The sequence below is a fragment of the Amycolatopsis sp. NPDC098790 genome, from assembly GCF_044759945.1.
Taxonomy (GTDB): domain Bacteria; phylum Actinomycetota; class Actinomycetes; order Mycobacteriales; family Pseudonocardiaceae; genus Amycolatopsis.
Map to the genome: position 1 here is coordinate 2,405,068 of NZ_JBIWAI010000002.1, position 17,615 is coordinate 2,422,682.

At 73.5% G+C, this 17,615-nt stretch carries 19 protein-coding genes; 10 read left to right on the forward strand and 9 right to left on the reverse strand.

Going from position 1 to position 17,615, the window contains the following annotated elements:
- Positions 1-18 precede the first annotated feature (18 nt).
- From ACIQWX_RS24870 to ligD, 4 genes are read right to left on the reverse strand one after another with little or no spacing between them, the layout of a single operon-like run.
- Entirely contained in the window at positions 19-438 is a 420-nt protein-coding gene (locus ACIQWX_RS24870) for a DUF6292 family protein (RefSeq protein WP_400875406.1), read from the reverse strand.
- Between the two features lie 55 nt (positions 439-493).
- The gene (locus tag ACIQWX_RS24875; RefSeq protein ID WP_400875409.1) at positions 494-898 is read right to left on the reverse strand and encodes an STAS domain-containing protein; all 405 of its coding nucleotides are present in this window, start codon (positions 896-898) and stop codon (positions 494-496) included.
- Positions 899-927: 29 nt separating this feature from the next.
- The gene (locus ACIQWX_RS24880; RefSeq protein ID WP_400875412.1) at positions 928-1,119 is read right to left on the reverse strand and encodes a hypothetical protein; all 192 of its coding nucleotides are present in this window, start codon (positions 1,117-1,119) and stop codon (positions 928-930) included.
- Positions 1,120-1,144: 25 nt separating this feature from the next.
- Entirely contained in the window at positions 1,145-2,065 is a 921-nt protein-coding gene (gene ligD / locus ACIQWX_RS24885) for a non-homologous end-joining DNA ligase (RefSeq protein ID WP_400875415.1), read from the reverse strand.
- Between the two features lie 59 nt (positions 2,066-2,124).
- On the opposite strand from ligD, the gene ACIQWX_RS24890 reads away from it, so the two are divergent.
- Positions 2,125-2,346 carry a hypothetical protein gene (locus ACIQWX_RS24890; protein ID WP_400875418.1) on the forward strand — a complete coding sequence of 74 codons (222 nt, stop codon included), beginning with the start codon at positions 2,125-2,127 and terminating at the stop codon, positions 2,344-2,346.
- Positions 2,347-2,357: 11 nt separating this feature from the next.
- Here the strand turns inward: ACIQWX_RS24890 and ACIQWX_RS24895 are convergent, their stop codons facing one another.
- Together ACIQWX_RS24895 and ACIQWX_RS24900 are read right to left on the reverse strand one after the other, a co-directional pair.
- Positions 2,358-3,347, reverse strand: coding sequence for an LLM class flavin-dependent oxidoreductase (locus ACIQWX_RS24895; RefSeq protein WP_400875421.1), 990 nt, complete (start codon positions 3,345-3,347; stop codon positions 2,358-2,360).
- Positions 3,348-3,373: 26 nt separating this feature from the next.
- On the reverse strand, positions 3,374-4,273 hold the full coding sequence (locus ACIQWX_RS24900) for an SMP-30/gluconolactonase/LRE family protein (protein ID WP_400875424.1): 900 nt from the start codon (positions 4,271-4,273) through the stop codon (positions 3,374-3,376).
- A gap of 89 nt (positions 4,274-4,362) precedes the next feature.
- On the opposite strand from ACIQWX_RS24900, the gene ACIQWX_RS24905 reads away from it, so the two are divergent.
- The 5 genes from ACIQWX_RS24905 (at position 4,363) to ACIQWX_RS24925 (ending at position 10,406) form a co-directional block, all read left to right on the forward strand.
- Positions 4,363-5,055, forward strand: coding sequence for a TetR/AcrR family transcriptional regulator (locus ACIQWX_RS24905; protein WP_400875427.1), 693 nt, complete (start codon positions 4,363-4,365; stop codon positions 5,053-5,055).
- Between the two features lie 146 nt (positions 5,056-5,201).
- Positions 5,202-6,737, forward strand: coding sequence for an alpha/beta fold hydrolase (locus tag ACIQWX_RS24910; RefSeq protein WP_400875430.1), 1,536 nt, complete (start codon positions 5,202-5,204; stop codon positions 6,735-6,737).
- A gap of 122 nt (positions 6,738-6,859) precedes the next feature.
- Positions 6,860-7,999 (forward strand): sensor histidine kinase, encoded by a 1,140-nt coding sequence (locus ACIQWX_RS24915; RefSeq protein WP_400875433.1) that lies wholly within the window; start codon positions 6,860-6,862, stop codon positions 7,997-7,999.
- Positions 7,996-8,670, forward strand: a complete 675-nt coding sequence (locus ACIQWX_RS24920; RefSeq protein WP_400875436.1) for a response regulator — start codon at positions 7,996-7,998, stop codon at positions 8,668-8,670. The genes ACIQWX_RS24915 and ACIQWX_RS24920 overlap by 4 nt, the downstream gene beginning before the upstream one ends.
- A 74-nt stretch (positions 8,671-8,744) precedes the next feature.
- The gene (locus tag ACIQWX_RS24925) at positions 8,745-10,406 is read left to right on the forward strand and encodes a phospholipid carrier-dependent glycosyltransferase (RefSeq protein ID WP_400875439.1); all 1,662 of its coding nucleotides are present in this window, start codon (positions 8,745-8,747) and stop codon (positions 10,404-10,406) included.
- Between the two features lie 7 nt (positions 10,407-10,413).
- Here the strand turns inward: ACIQWX_RS24925 and ACIQWX_RS24930 are convergent, their stop codons facing one another.
- Positions 10,414-10,941 (reverse strand): helix-turn-helix domain-containing protein, encoded by a 528-nt coding sequence (locus ACIQWX_RS24930; protein ID WP_400875442.1) that lies wholly within the window; start codon positions 10,939-10,941, stop codon positions 10,414-10,416.
- 58 nt (positions 10,942-10,999) lie between these two features.
- Between ACIQWX_RS24930 and ACIQWX_RS24935 the strand changes: the two genes are divergently transcribed.
- On the forward strand, positions 11,000-11,911 hold the full coding sequence (locus ACIQWX_RS24935; RefSeq protein WP_400875445.1) for an alpha/beta hydrolase: 912 nt from the start codon (positions 11,000-11,002) through the stop codon (positions 11,909-11,911).
- A 27-nt stretch (positions 11,912-11,938) separates the two neighbouring features.
- Here the strand turns inward: ACIQWX_RS24935 and ACIQWX_RS24940 are convergent, their stop codons facing one another.
- The gene (locus ACIQWX_RS24940) at positions 11,939-12,955 is read right to left on the reverse strand and encodes a LacI family DNA-binding transcriptional regulator (protein WP_400875448.1); all 1,017 of its coding nucleotides are present in this window, start codon (positions 12,953-12,955) and stop codon (positions 11,939-11,941) included.
- A gap of 238 nt (positions 12,956-13,193) precedes the next feature.
- Here ACIQWX_RS24940 and ACIQWX_RS24945 point away from each other — a divergent pair, with 238 nt between their 5' ends.
- Positions 13,194-14,633: a non-reducing end alpha-L-arabinofuranosidase family hydrolase gene (locus tag ACIQWX_RS24945; protein WP_400875452.1), complete on the forward strand. Its 1,440-nt coding sequence runs from the start codon at positions 13,194-13,196 to the stop codon at positions 14,631-14,633.
- Positions 14,634-14,636: 3 nt separating this feature from the next.
- Here the strand turns inward: ACIQWX_RS24945 and ACIQWX_RS24950 are convergent, their stop codons facing one another.
- Positions 14,637-15,377 carry an ANTAR domain-containing protein gene (locus tag ACIQWX_RS24950; protein WP_400875455.1) on the reverse strand — a complete coding sequence of 247 codons (741 nt, stop codon included), beginning with the start codon at positions 15,375-15,377 and terminating at the stop codon, positions 14,637-14,639.
- Positions 15,378-15,463: 86 nt separating this feature from the next.
- On the opposite strand from ACIQWX_RS24950, the gene ACIQWX_RS24955 reads away from it, so the two are divergent.
- Entirely contained in the window at positions 15,464-16,195 is a 732-nt protein-coding gene (locus tag ACIQWX_RS24955) for a GAF domain-containing protein (RefSeq protein WP_400875458.1), read from the forward strand.
- Positions 16,196-16,202: 7 nt separating this feature from the next.
- Entirely contained in the window at positions 16,203-17,585 is a 1,383-nt protein-coding gene (locus ACIQWX_RS24960; protein ID WP_400875460.1) for a PP2C family protein-serine/threonine phosphatase, read from the forward strand.
- Positions 17,586-17,615: the final 30 nt, after the last annotated feature.

Consider the following 17,615-nt stretch of genomic DNA (forward strand, 5'->3'; position numbering starts at 1 on the left):
GGATCGGCCGCGCCCGCGTCACCCCGCCGGCAGCAACGGCAGCAGGTCCTGGTGGCTGCCCGCGCGGCGCAGCACGGGTGATCCGGGCCCGTCCGGTCCGAGGTCCCCGGCGCGCAGCGCGGCCAGGAACCGCACGATCACCCGCGGCGGCGGGAGGATGTCGGCCCCGCCGAGGTAGGCGAGCACGATCATCTCCTCCCCGCACGCCGCCTCGACCGCGACGGCCCAGCCGTGCACCTCGTCCCACAGCAGCGCCACGTCGCGCTCGGGGTAGCGGCGCAGACGCCAGTCCACCGCGACGTAGGCCGACACCGGGACGTCGACGTCCACGGTGCAGGACTCGAAGCCGAAGCCGAGCGCGCCCGCCACCTCGCCGAGGTAGGCGCGCAGGCCGCGCTGGAACCAGAACTCGAGGTCGGTGTCGATCAGGACGGACACCCGTTTCCCTTCTTCCCGGACCCGCCGGGCACCCTGCCCGGCGGGGCGAAGCGGATCAGCCGGCCGCCGCCAGCGCGTCGGCCCGATCCCGGTAGCAGGAGAAGCCGGCGACGCCGGTCCCCTGCAGCAGCCGCCGAACCGCCGGGGTGCGCACCACCCACGCGACCGGGACCGCCGCCGCGTCCGCGCGGTGCTGCACGCGGTGCAGCGCCCGGACGCCGACGCCGGAGCAGAACGTGGTCCCGCCGAGGTCCACGACGAGCGCGCCGCCGCGCCCGAGCGCGATTTCCGCGCATTCGACAAAAGTGGCGACGGTCGCCAAATCGATGTCACCGACCACCGCGAGAAGCGTGCACCGTTCACCCGGGAACGTCGTGGTGACCGAGAACGGCTCGCACAACGCTCCCGGCGACGAACGGCCGAAAGCTCGCGAAAGCCGCGGCGGTTTCTGGATCTTCATGACCGGCTCCGGCGGCTCGGGACGAACGATTACGGGTAGACCGTACCCACCTCGTCCACCTTGCCGCACCGCAAGATCTTCCCGCCGGCCGGGCCGTGCAGCGACACGGCCGTCTGCACGTGCAGTAGTCCACAAAGGACGATCGAAATCGCCTGGTCGGCTCCGGGGTTCGACAATTCCGCCGAAACGGTCGGCGGCACTCGCGGAACCGGAGCGTCCACACCGGGAGAATTGCGGTTTCGGAATTCAGCCGAATGCGGGAATCGCGGCGCGCGTCCGGCCCAGGTCCGCGAAGAGGTCGCCGGCGTCGTCGACGCGGTCGAGCACCGCTTCGGCGGTGAAGCGCAGGTGCGAGACGTGCCGACAGGCGCGTACCTCGTCCCACGTGACCGGGGTCGACACGGTCGGCTCGTCGCGCCCGCGCAGCGAGTACGGCGCGACCGTCGTCTTGAACGGGTTGTTCTGGCTCCAGTCGATGAAGACCTTGCCCGGCCGCAGGGTCTTCGTCATCCGCGCCACGACGAGGTCCGGCGTCTCGGCGGCGAGCCGCTCCGCGAGCGCTTTCGCGTACTGCGACGTCTCGCCGGGGTCCGTCGTCACGACGCCCGCGTACAGCTGCATCCCCTTGGAGCCGCTGGTCTTCGCGACGGGGGTGAGCCCGTCGGCGGTGAGCACGTCGTGCAGCCGCTCGGCGACGCGGCAGCAGTCGACGACCGTCGCGCCGGGCCCGGGATCGAGGTCGAACACGAGCCGGTCGGGCGTGCTCCGCTCGTCGCCGTCGTCGACGGTCCACTGGTGGACGTGCAGTTCGAGCGCGGCGAGGTTGGCCGCCCAGACGAGCTCGGGCAGGTCGTTGATCAACGGGTAGGCCACGACTTCGGGGTCCTTCCCGCGGCCGCCGACGGTGAGGCGGGCGGTGCGGACCCAGTCGGGCGCGTGGCGCGAGACGTCCTTCTCGAAGAAGGAGCCGCCGGCGACGCCGTCCGGGAAGCGCACGAAGGTCATGGCGCGGTCGCGGATGTGCGGCAGCAGCACCGGCGCGATGCGCGTGTAGTAGTCGAGCACCTCGCCCTTGGTGAAGCCGTGCCGCGGGTAGAGCACCTTTTCGAGGTTCGAGAGCGTGAGCTGCCGCTCGCCCACCCGCACCGTGATCCGGCTCCCCGCCACGGCGCCACGGTATCACCCATGGTTATGATGCACTTGTACCACCAACGGGAGGGGACAGCGTGAAGTTCGACGTGCTGCAGATCGTGGGAGCGGTCCTGACGGTCCTGGGCGCCCAGGGCGCGATCCGGCTGCTGCTGGACCACGGGAACACCGGCCTGCTGGGCTGGCTGGGAGCGGGGTTCGCCGGGACGCTGGTCTGCTACCTGGTGGTGACGGCGGTGGGGGTCGTGCTGGCCGGCTGGGCGCACGACCGCGCGAAGGCGCTGGGGCGGCGGAAGTAAGTCCCCGCCGGTCAGGCGGTCGCCGCGTCGAGGAACCGTTCGAGCTCGGTCCGGACGTCCGGTCCGGTCGGCTGGACCACGATCTCGGTGACGCCGCGGGCGGCGACGTCGGCCAGCCGCCGCCGGATCTCGTCGCGGGTGCCGGTCAACGTCACGTCCCGCAGCATCGTGTGGCCGCCCGCCTGCCACGCCGCCTGGTCGGCTTCCCCGAGTTCGACGCAGTGGCCGCGGTGGACCGCGAGGTGGCGCCGCTCCGGCGGGGTCCGCTCCACCACCTCCAGCCACTCGGCGCCGCCCGGCAGTTCGCGCACGGCGGCAGGGCCGCCGAACTCGTAGGCGCCGTGGTAGGCCAGCGCCCAGCCGGGCCCGGCGGCCTGGCGGGCGTGCTCGGTGTCGGTGGGTTCCAAGTCGTCGAGCACCGTGCCCCACACGAGATAGGGCACCCACGAGTATTCGGTCGCGAACTCCGGCAGCTGCAACGTCACGTAAAGCCCGTCGCCGAGTTCCTTGGCCACCCGGTGCCCCTTCGGCCCGAGCGCCCCGATCAGGACGGGGACGTCGACCGGCCGGTCGGGGGCGTGCCCGCCGGGGTGCAGCATCTGCATCCGCGCCCCTTCCCACTCGACGACGTCGCCGCGCAGGAGACCGCGGTACGCGCGGATGTAGGAGTCCATGAAGGACCAGGTGAGCGCGCGGTGGCCCATGGCGCGGCGGCCGGTGAACCCGGTGCCGAAGGAGACCGCGACCCGGCCCGGCGCCAGCGCGGCGAGGGTCGCGGTCGCCGCGGCGTTGACCATCGGGTGCCGCAGGCTGGGCACCAGCACGCCGGGGCCGAGCCCGATCCGCTCGGTCCGCGCGGCGGCCAGCGCGAGGGTCATCCACACGTCGGGGCTCTGCTGCGGCGTGTCGTAGACCCACGCCCGCGCGTAGCCCAGCTCTTCGGCCACGGCGATGTTCTCCGGGGAGTCCAGCGCGGTCGGGAAAGCGCACGAGACGTCCACGACGTCCCTCCGTCCGGTCGTCGGGGTCAGGGCAGGCCGGCGTGCGGAACCTCCACGCGGACCGCGAGCAGCTGCGCTTCCCGGACCGGACGGCGTTCGTGCTCGGCGAAGGACGGCGCCGCGCAGAGGAACAGCGTCCGGCCGTCGCCGCCGCCGAGCATGCACGCGAAAACCCCGGTGCCGGCGTCGACCTCTTCGAGGATCCGGCCGCCCTCCTCGACCCGCAGGACGCGGTTGTGGACGGCGTCGGCCACCCAGATCGCGCCCTCGGCGTCGGCGCAGATGCCGTCGGGGGCCACTTCGAGGGCCGCCACGGCCTCACCGACGTCCTGAGTCCCCGGCGTTTCCCCGAACCGCGCCCAGACGCGCCGGCCGCTCAGCTCGCCGCCGGCGCCGATGTCGAAGGCGGTGAGCCGCCCGGCGAAGGTCTCGGCGACCACCAGCACGTCGCCGAGGATCACCATGCCGTTGGGGAAGCCGAGGTCTTCGGCGGCGACGGCCACGCCGCCGTCCGGGTCGACGCGGGTGAGCGTGGTGTAGCGCAGGGGTGCGCCGCCCATGAGGTCGAAGCCGAAGTTGCCGACCCAGGCGCGGCCGCGGCCGTCGACGACCATGTCGTTGAGCACCCCGGACACCACGCCGGAGAGGTCGGCGTGCTCCGTGAGCTTCCCGTCTTCGTCGCGCACGAGGACGCGGTGGTCGCGCATCGACACGACGAGCAGGCGCCCGTCGGGCAGGAACCCGAGGCCCGACGGCTGTCCGGGAACGTCGGCGACGACCTCGCTGCCGCCGCGCTCGTCGATGGCCACGACCTTCTCGGTGTAGAAGTCCGACACCCACAGCCGGCCGTCGCGCCACCGCGGGCATTCGAGGTAGGAGAACCCGTCGAGGACGACGGCCGGCTGCCTGGACGCGGTCGATCCCATCGCGGCTCTCCTCGTCGTCGTCGACTGACTGAGCGCCCAGTTACCATGACTCCGGCACCGGGCGGTGTCAAGGCCGGAGGAGAGCGGCGATGGCAGGTAAGGAACGCCGGCGCGGCGGCGGGCGGTACCCGGTGGCGGCCGCGGTGGAGCTCACGACCAAGCTCGGGCCCGAGACCGTCCCGGACGAGTTCTGGGGAGAGCACACCTCCCCGGTGGCCCGCGCGCTGCTGTCCTCCGCCGTGCAGTGCTTCGCCCGCCAGGGTTTCCACGCCACCACCACCCGCGACATCACCGCCGTCGTCGGCCTGAGCCCCGGTTCGCTGTACGTGCACTTCGCCTCGAAGGAGGCCGTGCTGTTCCACATCACCCGGACCGGTCACGAGCGCGCCCTCGCCGCGCTGACCGCCCAGCCCGACGACGGTGATTGCCGGCAGCACATCCGGCGGCTGGTGGCCGCCCACGTGTCGTGGCACGCCCGCCACCACACCGTCGCGAGGGTCTGCCAGTACGAGCTGGCCGCGCTCGAGCCGGAGCACGCGGCCGAAGTCCTCGACCTCCGGCAGCGGTTCTCCGCGGTCGTGCGGACCACCGTGGAACAGGGTGCCCGGGAAGGCGTGTTCGACGTCGCCGACATCGACCGGACGGTGCGCGCGATCCTGTCGCTGGGCATCGACCTGGTGCGCTGGTACCGCCTCGACGGCGCGGACTCCCCCGACGCACTCGGCGAGTCCTACGCCGAGCTGGCCGCCCGGATGCTGGGCGCCGCCGGTCCGTCCACTTAGGACCGCGACATCGCGTGTCCCCCGTGCGAGCTACCCGGACTGCTCGCTCCGGGGTGACGTCCGCGCGGTGCGTTCCTCGCTAGCTTCGTCGCCATCGACGCGACCCGGAAACCGGGCCGCGGCAACGAAAACGGAGGGCGAGCAGCATGAGGAACACACGCGGGTTCACCGCGGTCCTGGCGGTCACCACGCTGACCGCGCTCGGCGTGGCCGCTTGTGACAGCGCGGACGACGAAGACCGGCCGGCGGCCGCGGCGCTCGCCTGGGGGCCGTGCCCGGCCCCGGCGCCGGGCACGACCCGCGATCCGCGGCTCACCTGCGCGAAGGTCAAGGTCCCCCTCGACTACGGCCGCCCGGACGGCAAGTCGGTCGACGTCACGATCTCCCGGCTGGGCGCCGCCGATCCCGCGAAGCGCCACGGCGTTCTCCTGCTGAACCCGGGTGGTCCGGCGTTGCCGGGTCTCGACACCCCGGGCGCGATGGCGCCGACGCTGCCGAAGACCGTCCTGGACGGCTACGACCTGATCGGCTTCGACCCGCGCGGCGTCGGGACCAGCACCCCGCAGAGCTGCGGTCTCGACGACCCGGGCGTCGCCGCGCTCTTCCCCTACCCGGCCGCCGACGGGTCGATCGACGCGAACGTCCGGTCCGCCCGCGCCACCGCCGCGAAGTGCGCCGCGAAGGGCGGGGACGACCTGCGGTACTTCACCACCGCCAACACCGCCCGCGACCTCGACCGCGTCCGCGAAGCGCTCGGCGAAGCCAAGATCTCGTACTGGGGCCAGTCCTACGGCACCTACCTCGGGACCGTCTACAACGCACTGTTCCCCGACCGCGCCGACCGCGTGATCCTGGAGGGCAACGTCGATCCCGCCCACGTGTGGGCCGGGGAAGCGGCGAGCTGGGGCAAGGGCATGGCCGAACGGTTCCCCGACGCGGCCGCCGTCGCCGCCGGGCAGAACGCCGCCCTCGGGCTCGGTGCGACCGCCGAAGACGTCACGCGCACCTACCTCGCGCTCGCCGACCGGCTCGACCGCCGGCCGGCGCCCGTGCCGGGCACGCCCCAGGCGCTGAGCGGGGCCCTGCTGCGCGGCGTCACGTACGCGCTGCTGCTGCACAACGACACCTTGCCGGTGCTCGCGCAGGTCTGGAAGGCCGCCGGGGACCTCGCCGACGGCCGCCTCACCGAGGCCGACGGCCAGGTGCTGGAGCAGGTGTTCGCCGACAGCCCGGCCGCCCCGGGCGTGCCCGCGGACAACCAGGCGACCATGTTCCTGGCCCTCACGTGCGGGGACGCCGAGTGGTCGCACGACGTCGGCGACTACGCCCGGCGCACCGCCGCCGACCGGGCGACGTGGCCGCTGACCGCGGGCATGCCGGCGAACATCTGGCCCTGCGCGTTCTGGCCGCGGCCGGTCGAGAAGCCGGTCGCGGTGACGGACCAGGGCCCGCGCAACACGTTGATCCTGCAGAACCGCCGCGACCACGCGACCACGTGGGACTCCGGCGTGGGACTGCGCCGGATCCTGGGCGGGCGCGCCGCGCTGGTCGGCGTCGACAACGGCGGGCACTACGTCCACCACGAAGGTTCGGCGTGCGCCGACAACGCGACCGCGGCCTTCCTCAACACCGGCCGGCTACCCGAGAAGGACCTCGACTGCACCGACGTCGCCCGGCGCTGACGGCCCGGACCGGGTGTCTTGAACGAGTCATTCAGGACCTCCGAAGACCTGAATGACTCATTCAAGACGTTTGGTGACGCCGCGGCCACCGTGACGGACCCGGCCTCGCTAGGCTCCCGGCCATGCCGACGCTGGGACGTCTCCGCAACCGCTGGGCGCGCGTGACTCCGGAGGTCCGGGACCTGGCGCTCGCCGCGGCTTCCACGGCTGCCGCGTTCGTACCGGGCCTCTCGATGCTCGGGGCCCAGTTCGGCGACCTGCCGCGGCACGACGGCGGCCTGCCGGCGGTGCTGCTCGTGCTCGGCCAGACGCTCCCGCTGGCCGTGCGCGGCCGGTGGCCCGCGGCGACCCTGGCCATCATCGCGACCTGTTTCGCCGCGCACGAAGTGCTCGCGTACTCCCCCACCATCGCCAGCCTCGCGCTCTACTTCGCGCTCTATTCGGCCGGGGCGCGCGAGGAGCGGTTCCGCCGGGCGCTGCCCGTGACGATGTCCGCGGGGTACGTCGTCTTCGCGCTCCTGGTCGTCGGGCGCGGTTCGCCGTCGGACTTGCCGGTCTTCGTCGTCTACTACGCGGTGCTGGTGCTCTTCTGGTCGCTGGGGGTCCTCGTCCGGCAGCGCCGGCGGCAGGAGGCCGAGCGGCGGCGGCTCACCGCCCGGGCCGCGGCGGCGGACGAGCGGGCACGGCTGGCGCGCGAGCTGCACGACGTCGTCACCCACCACGTGACCGCCATGGTGGTCCAGGCCGACGCCGCCCGGTTCCTGCCGCCCGACCGCTTCCCCGACGTGTTCGCCACCATCACCGGCTCGGGCCGCGACGCCCTCACCGAACTGCGGTTCCTGCTCGGCGTGCTCGAAGCGACCGGCGCACGCACGCCGGGCCTCAGCGCGCTGCGCGGCCTCGTCGAGCAGCCGGGCCGGACGGTCGAGCTGGTCGAGTCGGGCGAGCGCACGGCGTTGCCGGCGGAAACCGAGCTCACCGCGTACCGGATCGTGCAGGAAGCGCTGACCAACGCGGCCAAGTACGCCGCCGGACGGCCCGCGACGGTGCGCGTCGGCTACGGCGAGGACCGCCTCGAGATCGAGGTGACCACCCGGGGCCCAGCGACCGGAGCCGGCGCGCTCGGCTCCGGCGGCCGCGGGCTGGCCGGGCTCCGCGACCGCGTCGACGCGCTCGGCGGCCGGTTCACCGCCGGTCCGGCCGGCGAGGGATTCCGGGTCAGCGCCGAATTCCCGACGGTCCCGGTGGGGAGCGTCCGGTGACCGGCGGGCCGATCCGGGTGCTGATCTGCGAGGACCAGGAACTCATCCGCGCGGGGTACGTGGCGGTGCTCGGCGCCCAGCCGGACCTGGAGGTCGTGGGGCAGGCCGCCAACGGCCGCGAAGCCCTCGCCGAGGCCGGCCGGCTGCACCCGGACGTCGTCGTGATGGACATCCGGATGCCGCTGCTGGACGGGATCGAGGTGACCCGCCGGATCGCCGGCCCCGACGCGGCGGACCCGGCGAAGGTCCTGGTCGTCACGACGTTCAACGTCGGCCAGTACGTCTACGACGCGCTGCGCGCCGGGGCGAGCGGGTTCCTTTTGAAGGACGCGCCGCTGGACGAGCTCGCCGACGCCGTGCGCACGATCGCGCGCGGCGAGTCGCTGCTGTCGCCCGCGGTGACCCGGACGCTGATCGGGCGCTACGCCGACCGCGTCCAGCCGCCGGCGCCCGACGGCGGCCCGCTGGACCGGCTCGCGCCCCGGGAGCGGGAGGTGCTGGCGCTGATCGCCGGCGGGCTCTCGAACGCCGAGATCGCGGCGGAACTGGTGCTGGGCGTGGAAACGGTGAAGACGTACGTCTCGCGGATCCTCACCAAGCTCGACCTGCGCGACCGGGTCCAGGCGGTGGTGCTGGCCTACCGGACCGGGCTGGTCAGCGCCGCGGGATGAGCCGCGTGGGAACCGGCGCGCCCGCCGGACGTCCCTGGAGGTGACCCCGCTGCCCAGCCGGAAGGAACCGCGGGTTGTCCGTCTCCACGAGCCTGCCGCCGACCTCGGTGACCTCGGAGGACGTGCCGCCGGAACCTCGCGCACGTCCACGGGGCCGCCGGTGGCTGGTCGCGCTCGCGGTGGCCGCGCTGCTCACCGAGATGGCGATCGCGATGATCACCACGGCGGTGGCGCAGTCCCCGACGATCGACGAGCCGGTCTACGTGGGCACGGCGGTGGTCTACCTGGAGCAGCACAGCCTGCGGTACAACCCGGAGCACCCGCCGCTGGGCAAACTGCTGATGGCGACCGGCCTGGCCTTCGCCGACGTCCACCTCGACCCGGCGTTCACCGGCGACCAGACCCAGCTCGGCCGGCATGTGCTCTACGAGTCGGGCAACGACCCGGGACGGCTGCTGTTCCTGGCGCGGCTGCCGGTGATCGTGCTGACGCTGCTCTTCGGCCTGGTCGTCTTCGCCTTCGCGCGCGACCTGGCCGGCCCGGCCGGCGGGCTGACCGCGCTCGCGCTGTACGCGTTCTCGCCGGACCTCATCGCGCACGGCTCGCTGGCCACTCTCGACGTGCCGGTGGCCGGCTTCGTGCTGACGTCGGTCTGGCTGGCGTGGCGGGCCCGGCGGCGCCCGGTCCGGTACCTCCCGTTGGCGGGACTCGCCCTCGGGGCGGCCGTGGCGACGAAGATGAGTGCGCTGGCCGCGGTTCCGGTGCTGCTGGTCCTGGTGGCGCTTTCCGTGTGGCACCATCTACGTCCACAAAGGACTCTCCGGCGGCTCGGCTTCGGCGTGGCGGCGGCGGTCGCGGTGGCCGTGATCGCGATCGGCGTCGTGTGGGCCGCTTACCTCGCCGTGGACCCGCGGCTGCGCTGGACGGCGCCGCCGGGCCTGCCGGGCCTCGACGGCCCGCGCGCCTTGGCCGACCTGCTGCCGCTGCCCCGGCCGTACCTCGACGGGATGCGCGTCCAGTTCGGTTTCGAGGACCGGGTGTGGAGCACCTTCCTGCTCGGCCGGTACCACGTCGGCGCGGTCTGGTACTACCTCCCGGCCGCGCTTCTGGTGAAGCTGCCACTGGGGGCGCTGACCCTCGGGTCGGCCGGGACCGTCGCACTGGTCACGATCCGCCGGCTGCGCCCGGCGGCGCCCTACGTGCTCGTGCCCGCGGTCGTGCTGCTCGCCGCGGCGATGACCGGCGCCCGCGACCTCGGCGTCCGGTACGCGATCTTCGTACCGATGTTCCTGGCGGTCGCGGCGGCCGGTCTCGTCCTCGTCCGCCGCCGGTGGGCGCCCGCCGCGGTGGCGGCGCTGGTCGTCTTCGCGGCGGTCAGCTCCCTGCGGACGTTCCCCTACTACCTGCCGTACTCCAACGAGGCTTTCGGCGGACCGCCGCGGACCCACCTCCGGCTGCACGATTCGAACGTCGACTGGGGCCAGGACCTCGGCCGGCTGGCCGACCGGTACCGCGGCGAGCGGATCTGGCTCGTCTACAAGGGCAGCGGCGTGCCGTCTGCCTACGGCATCGAGGCCGCCGACCCGCGCGGTGTGCGCCCGGAGGACGTGCACGGGCTGCTCGCGGTGTCGGACTCCGCGATCGCCAAAGCCGACGACCGCCTCACGGCGCTGATCGCCGGCAGCACCCCGATCGACGACATCGGCCACTCCATCACGATCTACCACCGGCCCTAGCCCGCACTCACGGCTCGACCGGCATGCCGATCAAGCTGATCATCCGGCGGGTGCGGCCCGCGCCGGCTTCGCGGCCGAGCCGGGCGGAGACTGCCTCGCGGATCTCGGCACCCAGCTCGGCCATCTCGGCGTCGGTCAGCCACAGCGCCGCCTGCTGGTAGGTGACGCCGTCCGCGGACGGGTCCGGTGCCTCCGTGGCCAGGTACCGGTCGAAGTCGGCGAGCAGCCCGCCCACGAACGCGGTGAACGCGCGCCGGTGGTCTTCGGTGGTCATCGTGGCGCGGACCTCGGGGGCGATCTCGGTGTGCTGCCACGACACCCGGTAGGTGCGCTCGACCGCGCCGCGGACGCGCTTCTCGTCGAGGACCTCGAGCACGCCGGCCGCCGCCAGGGCCGCGACGTGCCGGTACATGGTGGCCGGCGGGATGTCCGGCAGCCGTTCGCGCAGCTGCGCGGTCGTCGCGGGGTGGCCGTCCAGGAACGTGCGCAGGATCCGGAGGCGGACCGGGTGCAGCAGGAGGTCGAGCGTCGTCATGGACGCATCATTACCCGTTCTGGTACCTTTATCAAAACTGATAATGATGGAGGTCGACGTGTACGAGACCCTGACGGAGATCGAGCTGGCCGCACCGGCGGCGGACGGCGTGCCGCTCGCGGGCACCCTCACCCTGCCCGCCGGGCCGGGACCGCACGCCGCGGTGCTGTGCCTGCCCGGCTCCGGCAAGCTCGACCGGAACTCCGACACCGCCAAGCTGCGGATGGACCTGGGGCGCCCGCTGGCCGAGAAGCTGGCCCGGCACGGCCTCGCCTCGTTCCGCTACGACCGCCGCGGCGTGGGCGCGACACCCGGCGACTGGCACACGGTCGGCTTCCTGGACAACCGCGCCGACGCGGCCGCCGCGCTGCAGGCGGTGCGCACGCACCCGGCGGTGCACGGACGCCCGGTCGGCGTGCTGGGCCACAGCGAAGGCGCGGTCCACGCCATGTGGCTGGCCGCCCACGCGCAGGCGACGGCCGCGGTCCTGCTGGCCGGGTACGCGCGCCCCGGCGAGGCGGCGGTGCGGTGGCAGGGCACCCGGCTCGCCGCGGCGGCGCCGAGACTGGTCCGCCCGCTGCTGCCGGTGCTGCGCCGCGCGGCTTCGAAGCAACTGGCCCGGCTGGCCGCGTCCACGACCGACGCCACGCGCGTCGGCGGCGTGCGCGTCAACGCGAAGTGGTGGCGGGAGCAGCTCGCGTACGACCCGCGGGCGGACCTGAGCCGCATCCGGGTTCCCGTGCTGGCGGTCACCGGCGAGAAGGACGTCCAGGTCGATCCCGCCGACCTCGACGTGATCGCGGGCCTGGTGCCCGGGGCTCGTGTCCACCGGATTCCGGGCCTGACGCACCTCCTTCGCCGCACCGACGGGCCCGGAACCGTGTTCGCGTACCGGGAGCTGCTCCGCCGGCCCGTCGAGGACGACCTGATGACCGGGGTCGCGCAGTGGCTCGCCGAACGACTCGGCTGACGCCCGTGCGCGCTGGCGTCAACGCGATCAAGCCGACGCACGCAGGACCAGCTCCGTCTCCAGCACCGCGCAACGCGGCGAGGCCGAACCGCCCAGCATCGCCAGCAGCTCCCCCGTCATCCGCGCACCCATCTCTTCGATCGGCTGGCGCACGGTTGTGAGCGGCGGGTCCGTGCGACGGCCGATCGGCAGGTCGTCGAACCCGATGACGGCCACGTCACCCGGTACCCGCCGCCCCGCGCGGTGCAAGGCTCGCAGCGCGCCGATCGCCATCAGGTCCGATGCGGCGAAAATCGCGTCGACGTCCGGCCGTCGGTCCAGCAGGCGCGCGGTGGCCCGCTCGCCCGACGCCTGGCCGAAGTCCCCGAACACGACCAGCCCGCGGTCGCCGCAGCCGGCGCGCGCCACCGCCTGCCGGTAGCCGAGCAGCCGGTCCACGCCGGCGGTCATGTCCTGAGGGCCGGCGATCGTCGCCACGCGGTGACGTCCGGCGTCGACGAGCCGCTGGGTGGCGCGCCGTGCGCCGCCGCGGTTGTCCACGTCGACGTAGGAGAACCGGCCCGCGCAGACCGGACGGCCGCCGAACACCACCGGGATCCCGAGCCAGCCCAGCTCGAGCGGGCGGCGGCCGTGCATCCCGACGACGAGCGCCCCGTCGACGTGGCCGCCGTCGAGGTAGCGCACCACCGGCGCCTGGTAGTCCTCCGTCGCGGGCACGGTGAGCAGGACGAGCTGCAGGCCGGCCGCGGTCAGCTCCCGGCCCGCGCCGGCGGCGATGCGGGCGAAGAACGGGTCGGCGAACAACCGGAGGACCTCTTCGCACACGACCAGGGCGACCGATCCGGTGGGCCCGCCCGTCGCGCGCGCGGCCCGCTGCCGGGCGTAGCCGAGCGCCGCCATCGCCGACTCGACCTGCTCGCGCGTTTCCGGCCGCACCCGGGCGAAGCCGTTGAGCACCCGGGACGCGGTGGCGGTCGACACCCCGGCCGCCCGGGCGACGTCGGCCAGGGTCGGGCGGGGCTCGGGTGGCTCGGCGGAGGACACGGTCGCTCTCCCCAGACGTCGTCGTCTTCGCGGGCCGGTCGGCCCCGCGGCCCGGTCGTGTAAGTTTCACGCCCTCTCTGTCCTCTGTGGACTCCGATGACAGCCCTGAGGTGCGGGATCACCGGCCCCGGCGTCCGCATCGCCGGGCCGCCGGCCGCGTCGATTGACAACCGTCCGACGGCGAGCCCAGGCTGGCGCACCAATGTTAGCGATAACAGCCGACCGGGAGAAGGTCGTCATGAACAGAGGAAGCACCAGCCGCAGGGTCGCCGCGCTCGCCGCCGCGGCCACGGTCGCGGCGGCGGTCGTGTCGGCCGTGACGCTCGGGGCGGGGCCGGCACTGGCCGACGTCACCGGCAGCCTGCGCGGCGTCGGTTCGGGACGCTGCCTGGACGTCCCGAACGCCACCCAGACCGACGGCACCTCCCTGCAGATCTACGACTGCTGGAACGGCGCCGGCCAGCAGTGGACGTCGACCACCGCCGGCCTGCTGACGGTGTTCGGCGGCAAGTGCCTCGACGTGCCCGGCAGCGCGCCGGCCCCCGGCACGCGGGTGCAGATCTGGACCTGCCACGGCGGCGCCAACCAGCAGTGGCGGGTGAACTCCGACGGCACGGTGGTCGCGACGCAGTCCGGGCTCTGCCTGGACGTCACCGGCGCCGGCACGGCCAACGGCACCTCGGTGGGGCTCTGGACGTGCACCGGTGCCGGCAACCAGAAGTGGACGGGCCTGTCGGGCACGCCCCCGACGACCACGACCGGCGGGAGCGGCGGCTGCTCGCTCCCTTCGACGTACCGCTGGTCGTCGACGGGCGTGCTGGCGACCCCGAAGAACGGGTGGGTCTCGCTCAAGGACTTCACCAGCGTCGTCCACAACGGCAAGCACCTCGTCTACGCGTCGAACGTCGCCGGCTCGTCGTACGGCTCGATGGCCTTCAGCCCCTTCACCAGCTGGTCCGACATGGCGTCGGCCGGTCAGAACGGGATGAGCCAGGCCGCAGTGGCACCGACGCTGTTCTACTTCGCGCCGAAGAACATCTGGGTGCTGGCGTACCAGTGGGGTGCCTGGCCCTTCATCTACCGCACGTCCAGCGACCCCACCAACCCCAACGGCTGGTCGTCGCCGCAGCCGCTGTTCACCGGCAGCATCTCCGGCTCCGGCACGGGCCCGATCGACCAGACCCTGATCGCCGACGGCTCGACCGTGTACCTGTTCTTCGCCGGTGACAACGGCAAGATCTACCGGGCGAGCATGCCGATCGGCAACTTCCCCGGCAGCTTCGGCTCCAGCTACACGACGATCATGAGCGACACGCAGGCCAACCTGTTCGAAGCGGTGCAGGTCTACAAGGTCCAGGGCCGGAACCAGTACCTGATGATCGTCGAGGCGATGGGCGCGAACGGGCGCTACTTCCGCTCGTTCACCGCGAGCAGCCTGAACGGTTCGTGGACACCGCAGGCGGCGAGCGAAAGCAACCCCTTCGCGGGCAAGGCCAACAGCGGCGCCGGCTGGACCAACGACATCAGCCACGGTGACCTGGTCCGCACCAACCCCGACCAGACCATGACCGTCGACCCCTGCAACCTGCAGCTGCTCTACCAAGGCAAGTCGCCGAACGCGACCGGCCCCTACGACCAGCTGCCGTGGCGCCCGGGCCTCCTGACGCTGCAGCGGTGATCGTCAGACGACGCCGCTGGAAACGACCCGCTCGACGAACTGTTCGGCGACCTCGCGCAGTTTCACGTTCTCCCGCTGGGACTGCTCGACGAGGAGGGCGAAGGCGTCGTCGGCGCCGATCCGGCGGATCGCCATCAGCATGCCCTTGGCCTGGTCGATGACCGCGCGCGACGTCAGCGCCGTTCGCAGGTGCTCGGCGGTCTCGCGGGCCGCCACGTACCGGTGGTACACGCGGAAGACCGCTTCCACCGCGGTCGTGTACAGCTCGAGCAGCTGCGCTTCGATCTCCTCGAAGCCGTCGTCCTGCCTGCCGTAGCAGTTCACCGCGCCCGTGTACTCCTCGTCCGCCACCAGCGGCGCGGCGAGGAAACTGCCGAAGCCCGCTTCCGTGGCCCCGCTCGCGAACGCCGGCCAGCGCTCCATCGCGTCGGCGACCGAGGTGCGGACGATCTTGCCGCTGCGGACGGCCTCCAGGCACGGCCCGTCGCCGAGGCGGTACTGGTCGGCGTCGAGCTCGCTCACGACGGCGGCGGTCGCGGACGCCGTGTGCGGCTCGTCCGCGCGCACCAGCGTGACGGACGCTTCGGCGACGCCTGGCACGGCGTGCCGCACCTGCAGGCACACGTGCTGCAGCAGGATCCGGAAGTCGTCTTCCTGCCGCAGGACGGCGGTGAGGGCCTCCAAAGCCCCGGTGACGTCGTCGAGCAGCGGTGAAGCCGTCGCGGTGCGCTCCGGCAGTTCCATGTCCTCTCCTCCCGCTGGGCACCGAACCGCTCGGGTACCCACTTCGCGCAGGTTTGACCACGGCCACCCTTTGGTATTCAGCGGCCATGGCGACGGAGAAGGCGGCCGGGCTGCCGCTGGACGGGGAGCTGGCGGCGGTCGCCGCACGCATGTCGGGGTTGCTGCTGTCGCGCGAAACCGTCGACTCGGTGCTCGAGCTGGTCGTCTCGCTGGCGGGCAAGACGATCGCCACCGCGGCCGGCGCCGGGGTGACGCTCATCGACGGCGAAGGCCACCCCGCCACCACGAGCGCGTCGGGCCCGCTGGTGCGCGAAGCCGACACCCTGCAGTACCGGCTCGGCGAGGGTCCGTGCATGGCCGCGCTCGCGGAGTGCTCGCCGATGCGGATCGACGACGTCACGACCGAACGGCGCTGGCCGCGGTGGTGCGCCGCGGTCACCGGCTCGGGTCTGCGGTCGGTGCTCACCACGCCGCTCGTCGCCGAGGACGGCTGCCACGGCGCCATCAAGATCTACGCGACGACCGCCGGCGCGTTCGGTGAGGCCGAGGAGCGGACGCTGGCTTCGTTCGCCGCCCGCGCCGCGACGCTGGTCGCCAACGCCCGCGCCTACGAGCGGGCGAGCCGCTTCAGCGAGCAGTTCAAGCACACCCTGCGCGACCGCGACGTGATCACCATGGCGAAGGGCTTCTTGATGGGCCGCGACGGCCTCGACGAGGACACCGCGTTCGACCGCCTGCTGTCGCTGGCCCGCGCGGACGGCCTCACCCCGGCCGAAGCCGCGACCGGGCTGCTCGCGCCGGCGCCGCGGGGAAGGTGAGCCGCCGATGCGCTTCCTGCCCGCGGAGGAACAGCAACGGCTGCTCGCCGCCTGCTTCGCCCGCAGCGACCTGAGCCCGGAACAGCTGTGGATGCGCTACTTCGCGCTCGGCGGCAGCCAGAGCCTGCTGGAGCTGGACGCCTACCTCAACGGCCTGACCACGCTGCCCCGCGTCGACCGCGACATGCTCGCCCACGCCGTCAACGAGCGGCTCGACGAGCTGGCCGGCCCGCCCCGCGCGCCCTACAGCCATTCGGTGCGCGACGGGAAGCCGTTGCACGGCCCGCTGAAGGCGCTTGTCGACCTCCTCGAAGGTGCCCACCGGGCACCGCCCGAGCGGCTGCCCGCCGTCGTCGCGGCGGCGGGCCGCGCGCTCGACCTGTCGATCGGCGTCTACCTCGCCGACTACGACCAGAGGACGCTCGTGCGCGCGGACTCCGCCGTGGAACTGGACATCGACACCACCGTCGCCGGCGACGTCTTCCGCCGCGCCGGCACCGCGGTGACGCGGGACGGCCCCGGTCCCACGCTGTGGACGGTGCTGCTCGACGGCGTCGAGCGGCTCGGCGTGCTGGAGATCGTCCCGACCGACGACGCCGACCCCGACGACCCCGTCCTGCGCGAGCAGTGCCGGTGGCTGAGCACGCTGCTCGGGCACCTGGTGACGGTCACGACCCAGTACGGCGACGGTCTCGACGTGCGCCGCCGGCGGCGCCACCGCGCGTCCCCCGCCGAGTTGCTGTGGCAGAGCCTGCCGCCGCTCACGGGCGCGACCGAGAGCGTGGTGGTCGGCGCGAGCGTCCAGCCGGCGTACGACCTGTGCGGGGTGGTGTTCGACTACGCGCTCTCGGAACGGTGGGCGCGGCTGGCGATGTTCGACGCGGGCCCGCGCACGGGCGGCGCGAGCTACGCGGTGGTGAACGCGCTGGCGGCCTACCGCGCGGCCCGGCGCGACGGGGCGTCGCTGGAGGAGCAGTACACGGCGGTCGCCGGTTCGGGCGCGGCGGTCACGGGGGTGCTCGCGGAGCTGGACCTGGTGACCGGTGCCGTGCGGTGGCTGGATGCCGGGCACCCGGCCCCGCTGATCCTCCGCGGCGGGGCGGTGCTGCCGGAAACGGGCGCGGTGGCGGGCGGGTTCGAGCGGCCGCCGCGGGTCACGGAGGCCCGGCTCCGTCCCGGCGACGTGCTCGCGCTGTACTCGCACGGTGTGGCCGGGGCGACCGACCGGGCGGGGACGCCGTTCGGGCGGGACCGGGTGGCGGCGTGCCTGGCGGGCGGGACGCTGCCGCCGGAGTCCGCGCGCATGGTGACGCAGACGGTCGTCGCGCACGCGGGTGGCGAGTTGAGGTCCGACGCGGGGGTCCTGGTGACCCGCTGGGTCCCGCGCTGAGCGGCGCGGGGGACGCGAACTGCTGTAGTG

Excerpts from the sequence above, each read along its gene's own strand:
- ACIQWX_RS24875 (WP_400875409.1), bottom strand. The coding sequence starts at position 898 with ATGAAGATCCAGAAACCGCCGCGGCTTTCGCGAGCTTTCGGCCGTTCG.
- ACIQWX_RS24900 (WP_400875424.1), bottom strand. The coding sequence starts at position 4,273 with ATGGGATCGACCGCGTCCAGGCAGCCGGCCGTCGTCCTCGACGGGTTC.
- ACIQWX_RS24905 (WP_400875427.1), top strand. The coding sequence starts at position 4,363 with ATGGCAGGTAAGGAACGCCGGCGCGGCGGCGGGCGGTACCCGGTGGCG.
- ACIQWX_RS24910 (WP_400875430.1), top strand. The coding sequence starts at position 5,202 with ATGAGGAACACACGCGGGTTCACCGCGGTCCTGGCGGTCACCACGCTG.
- ACIQWX_RS24915 (WP_400875433.1), top strand. The coding sequence starts at position 6,860 with ATGCCGACGCTGGGACGTCTCCGCAACCGCTGGGCGCGCGTGACTCCG.
- ACIQWX_RS24930 (WP_400875442.1), bottom strand. The coding sequence starts at position 10,941 with ATGACGACGCTCGACCTCCTGCTGCACCCGGTCCGCCTCCGGATCCTG.
- ACIQWX_RS24945 (WP_400875452.1), top strand. The coding sequence starts at position 13,194 with ATGAACAGAGGAAGCACCAGCCGCAGGGTCGCCGCGCTCGCCGCCGCG.
- ACIQWX_RS24950 (WP_400875455.1), bottom strand. The coding sequence starts at position 15,377 with ATGGAACTGCCGGAGCGCACCGCGACGGCTTCACCGCTGCTCGACGAC.
- ACIQWX_RS24955 (WP_400875458.1), top strand. The coding sequence starts at position 15,464 with ATGGCGACGGAGAAGGCGGCCGGGCTGCCGCTGGACGGGGAGCTGGCG.
- ACIQWX_RS24960 (WP_400875460.1), top strand. The coding sequence starts at position 16,203 with ATGCGCTTCCTGCCCGCGGAGGAACAGCAACGGCTGCTCGCCGCCTGC.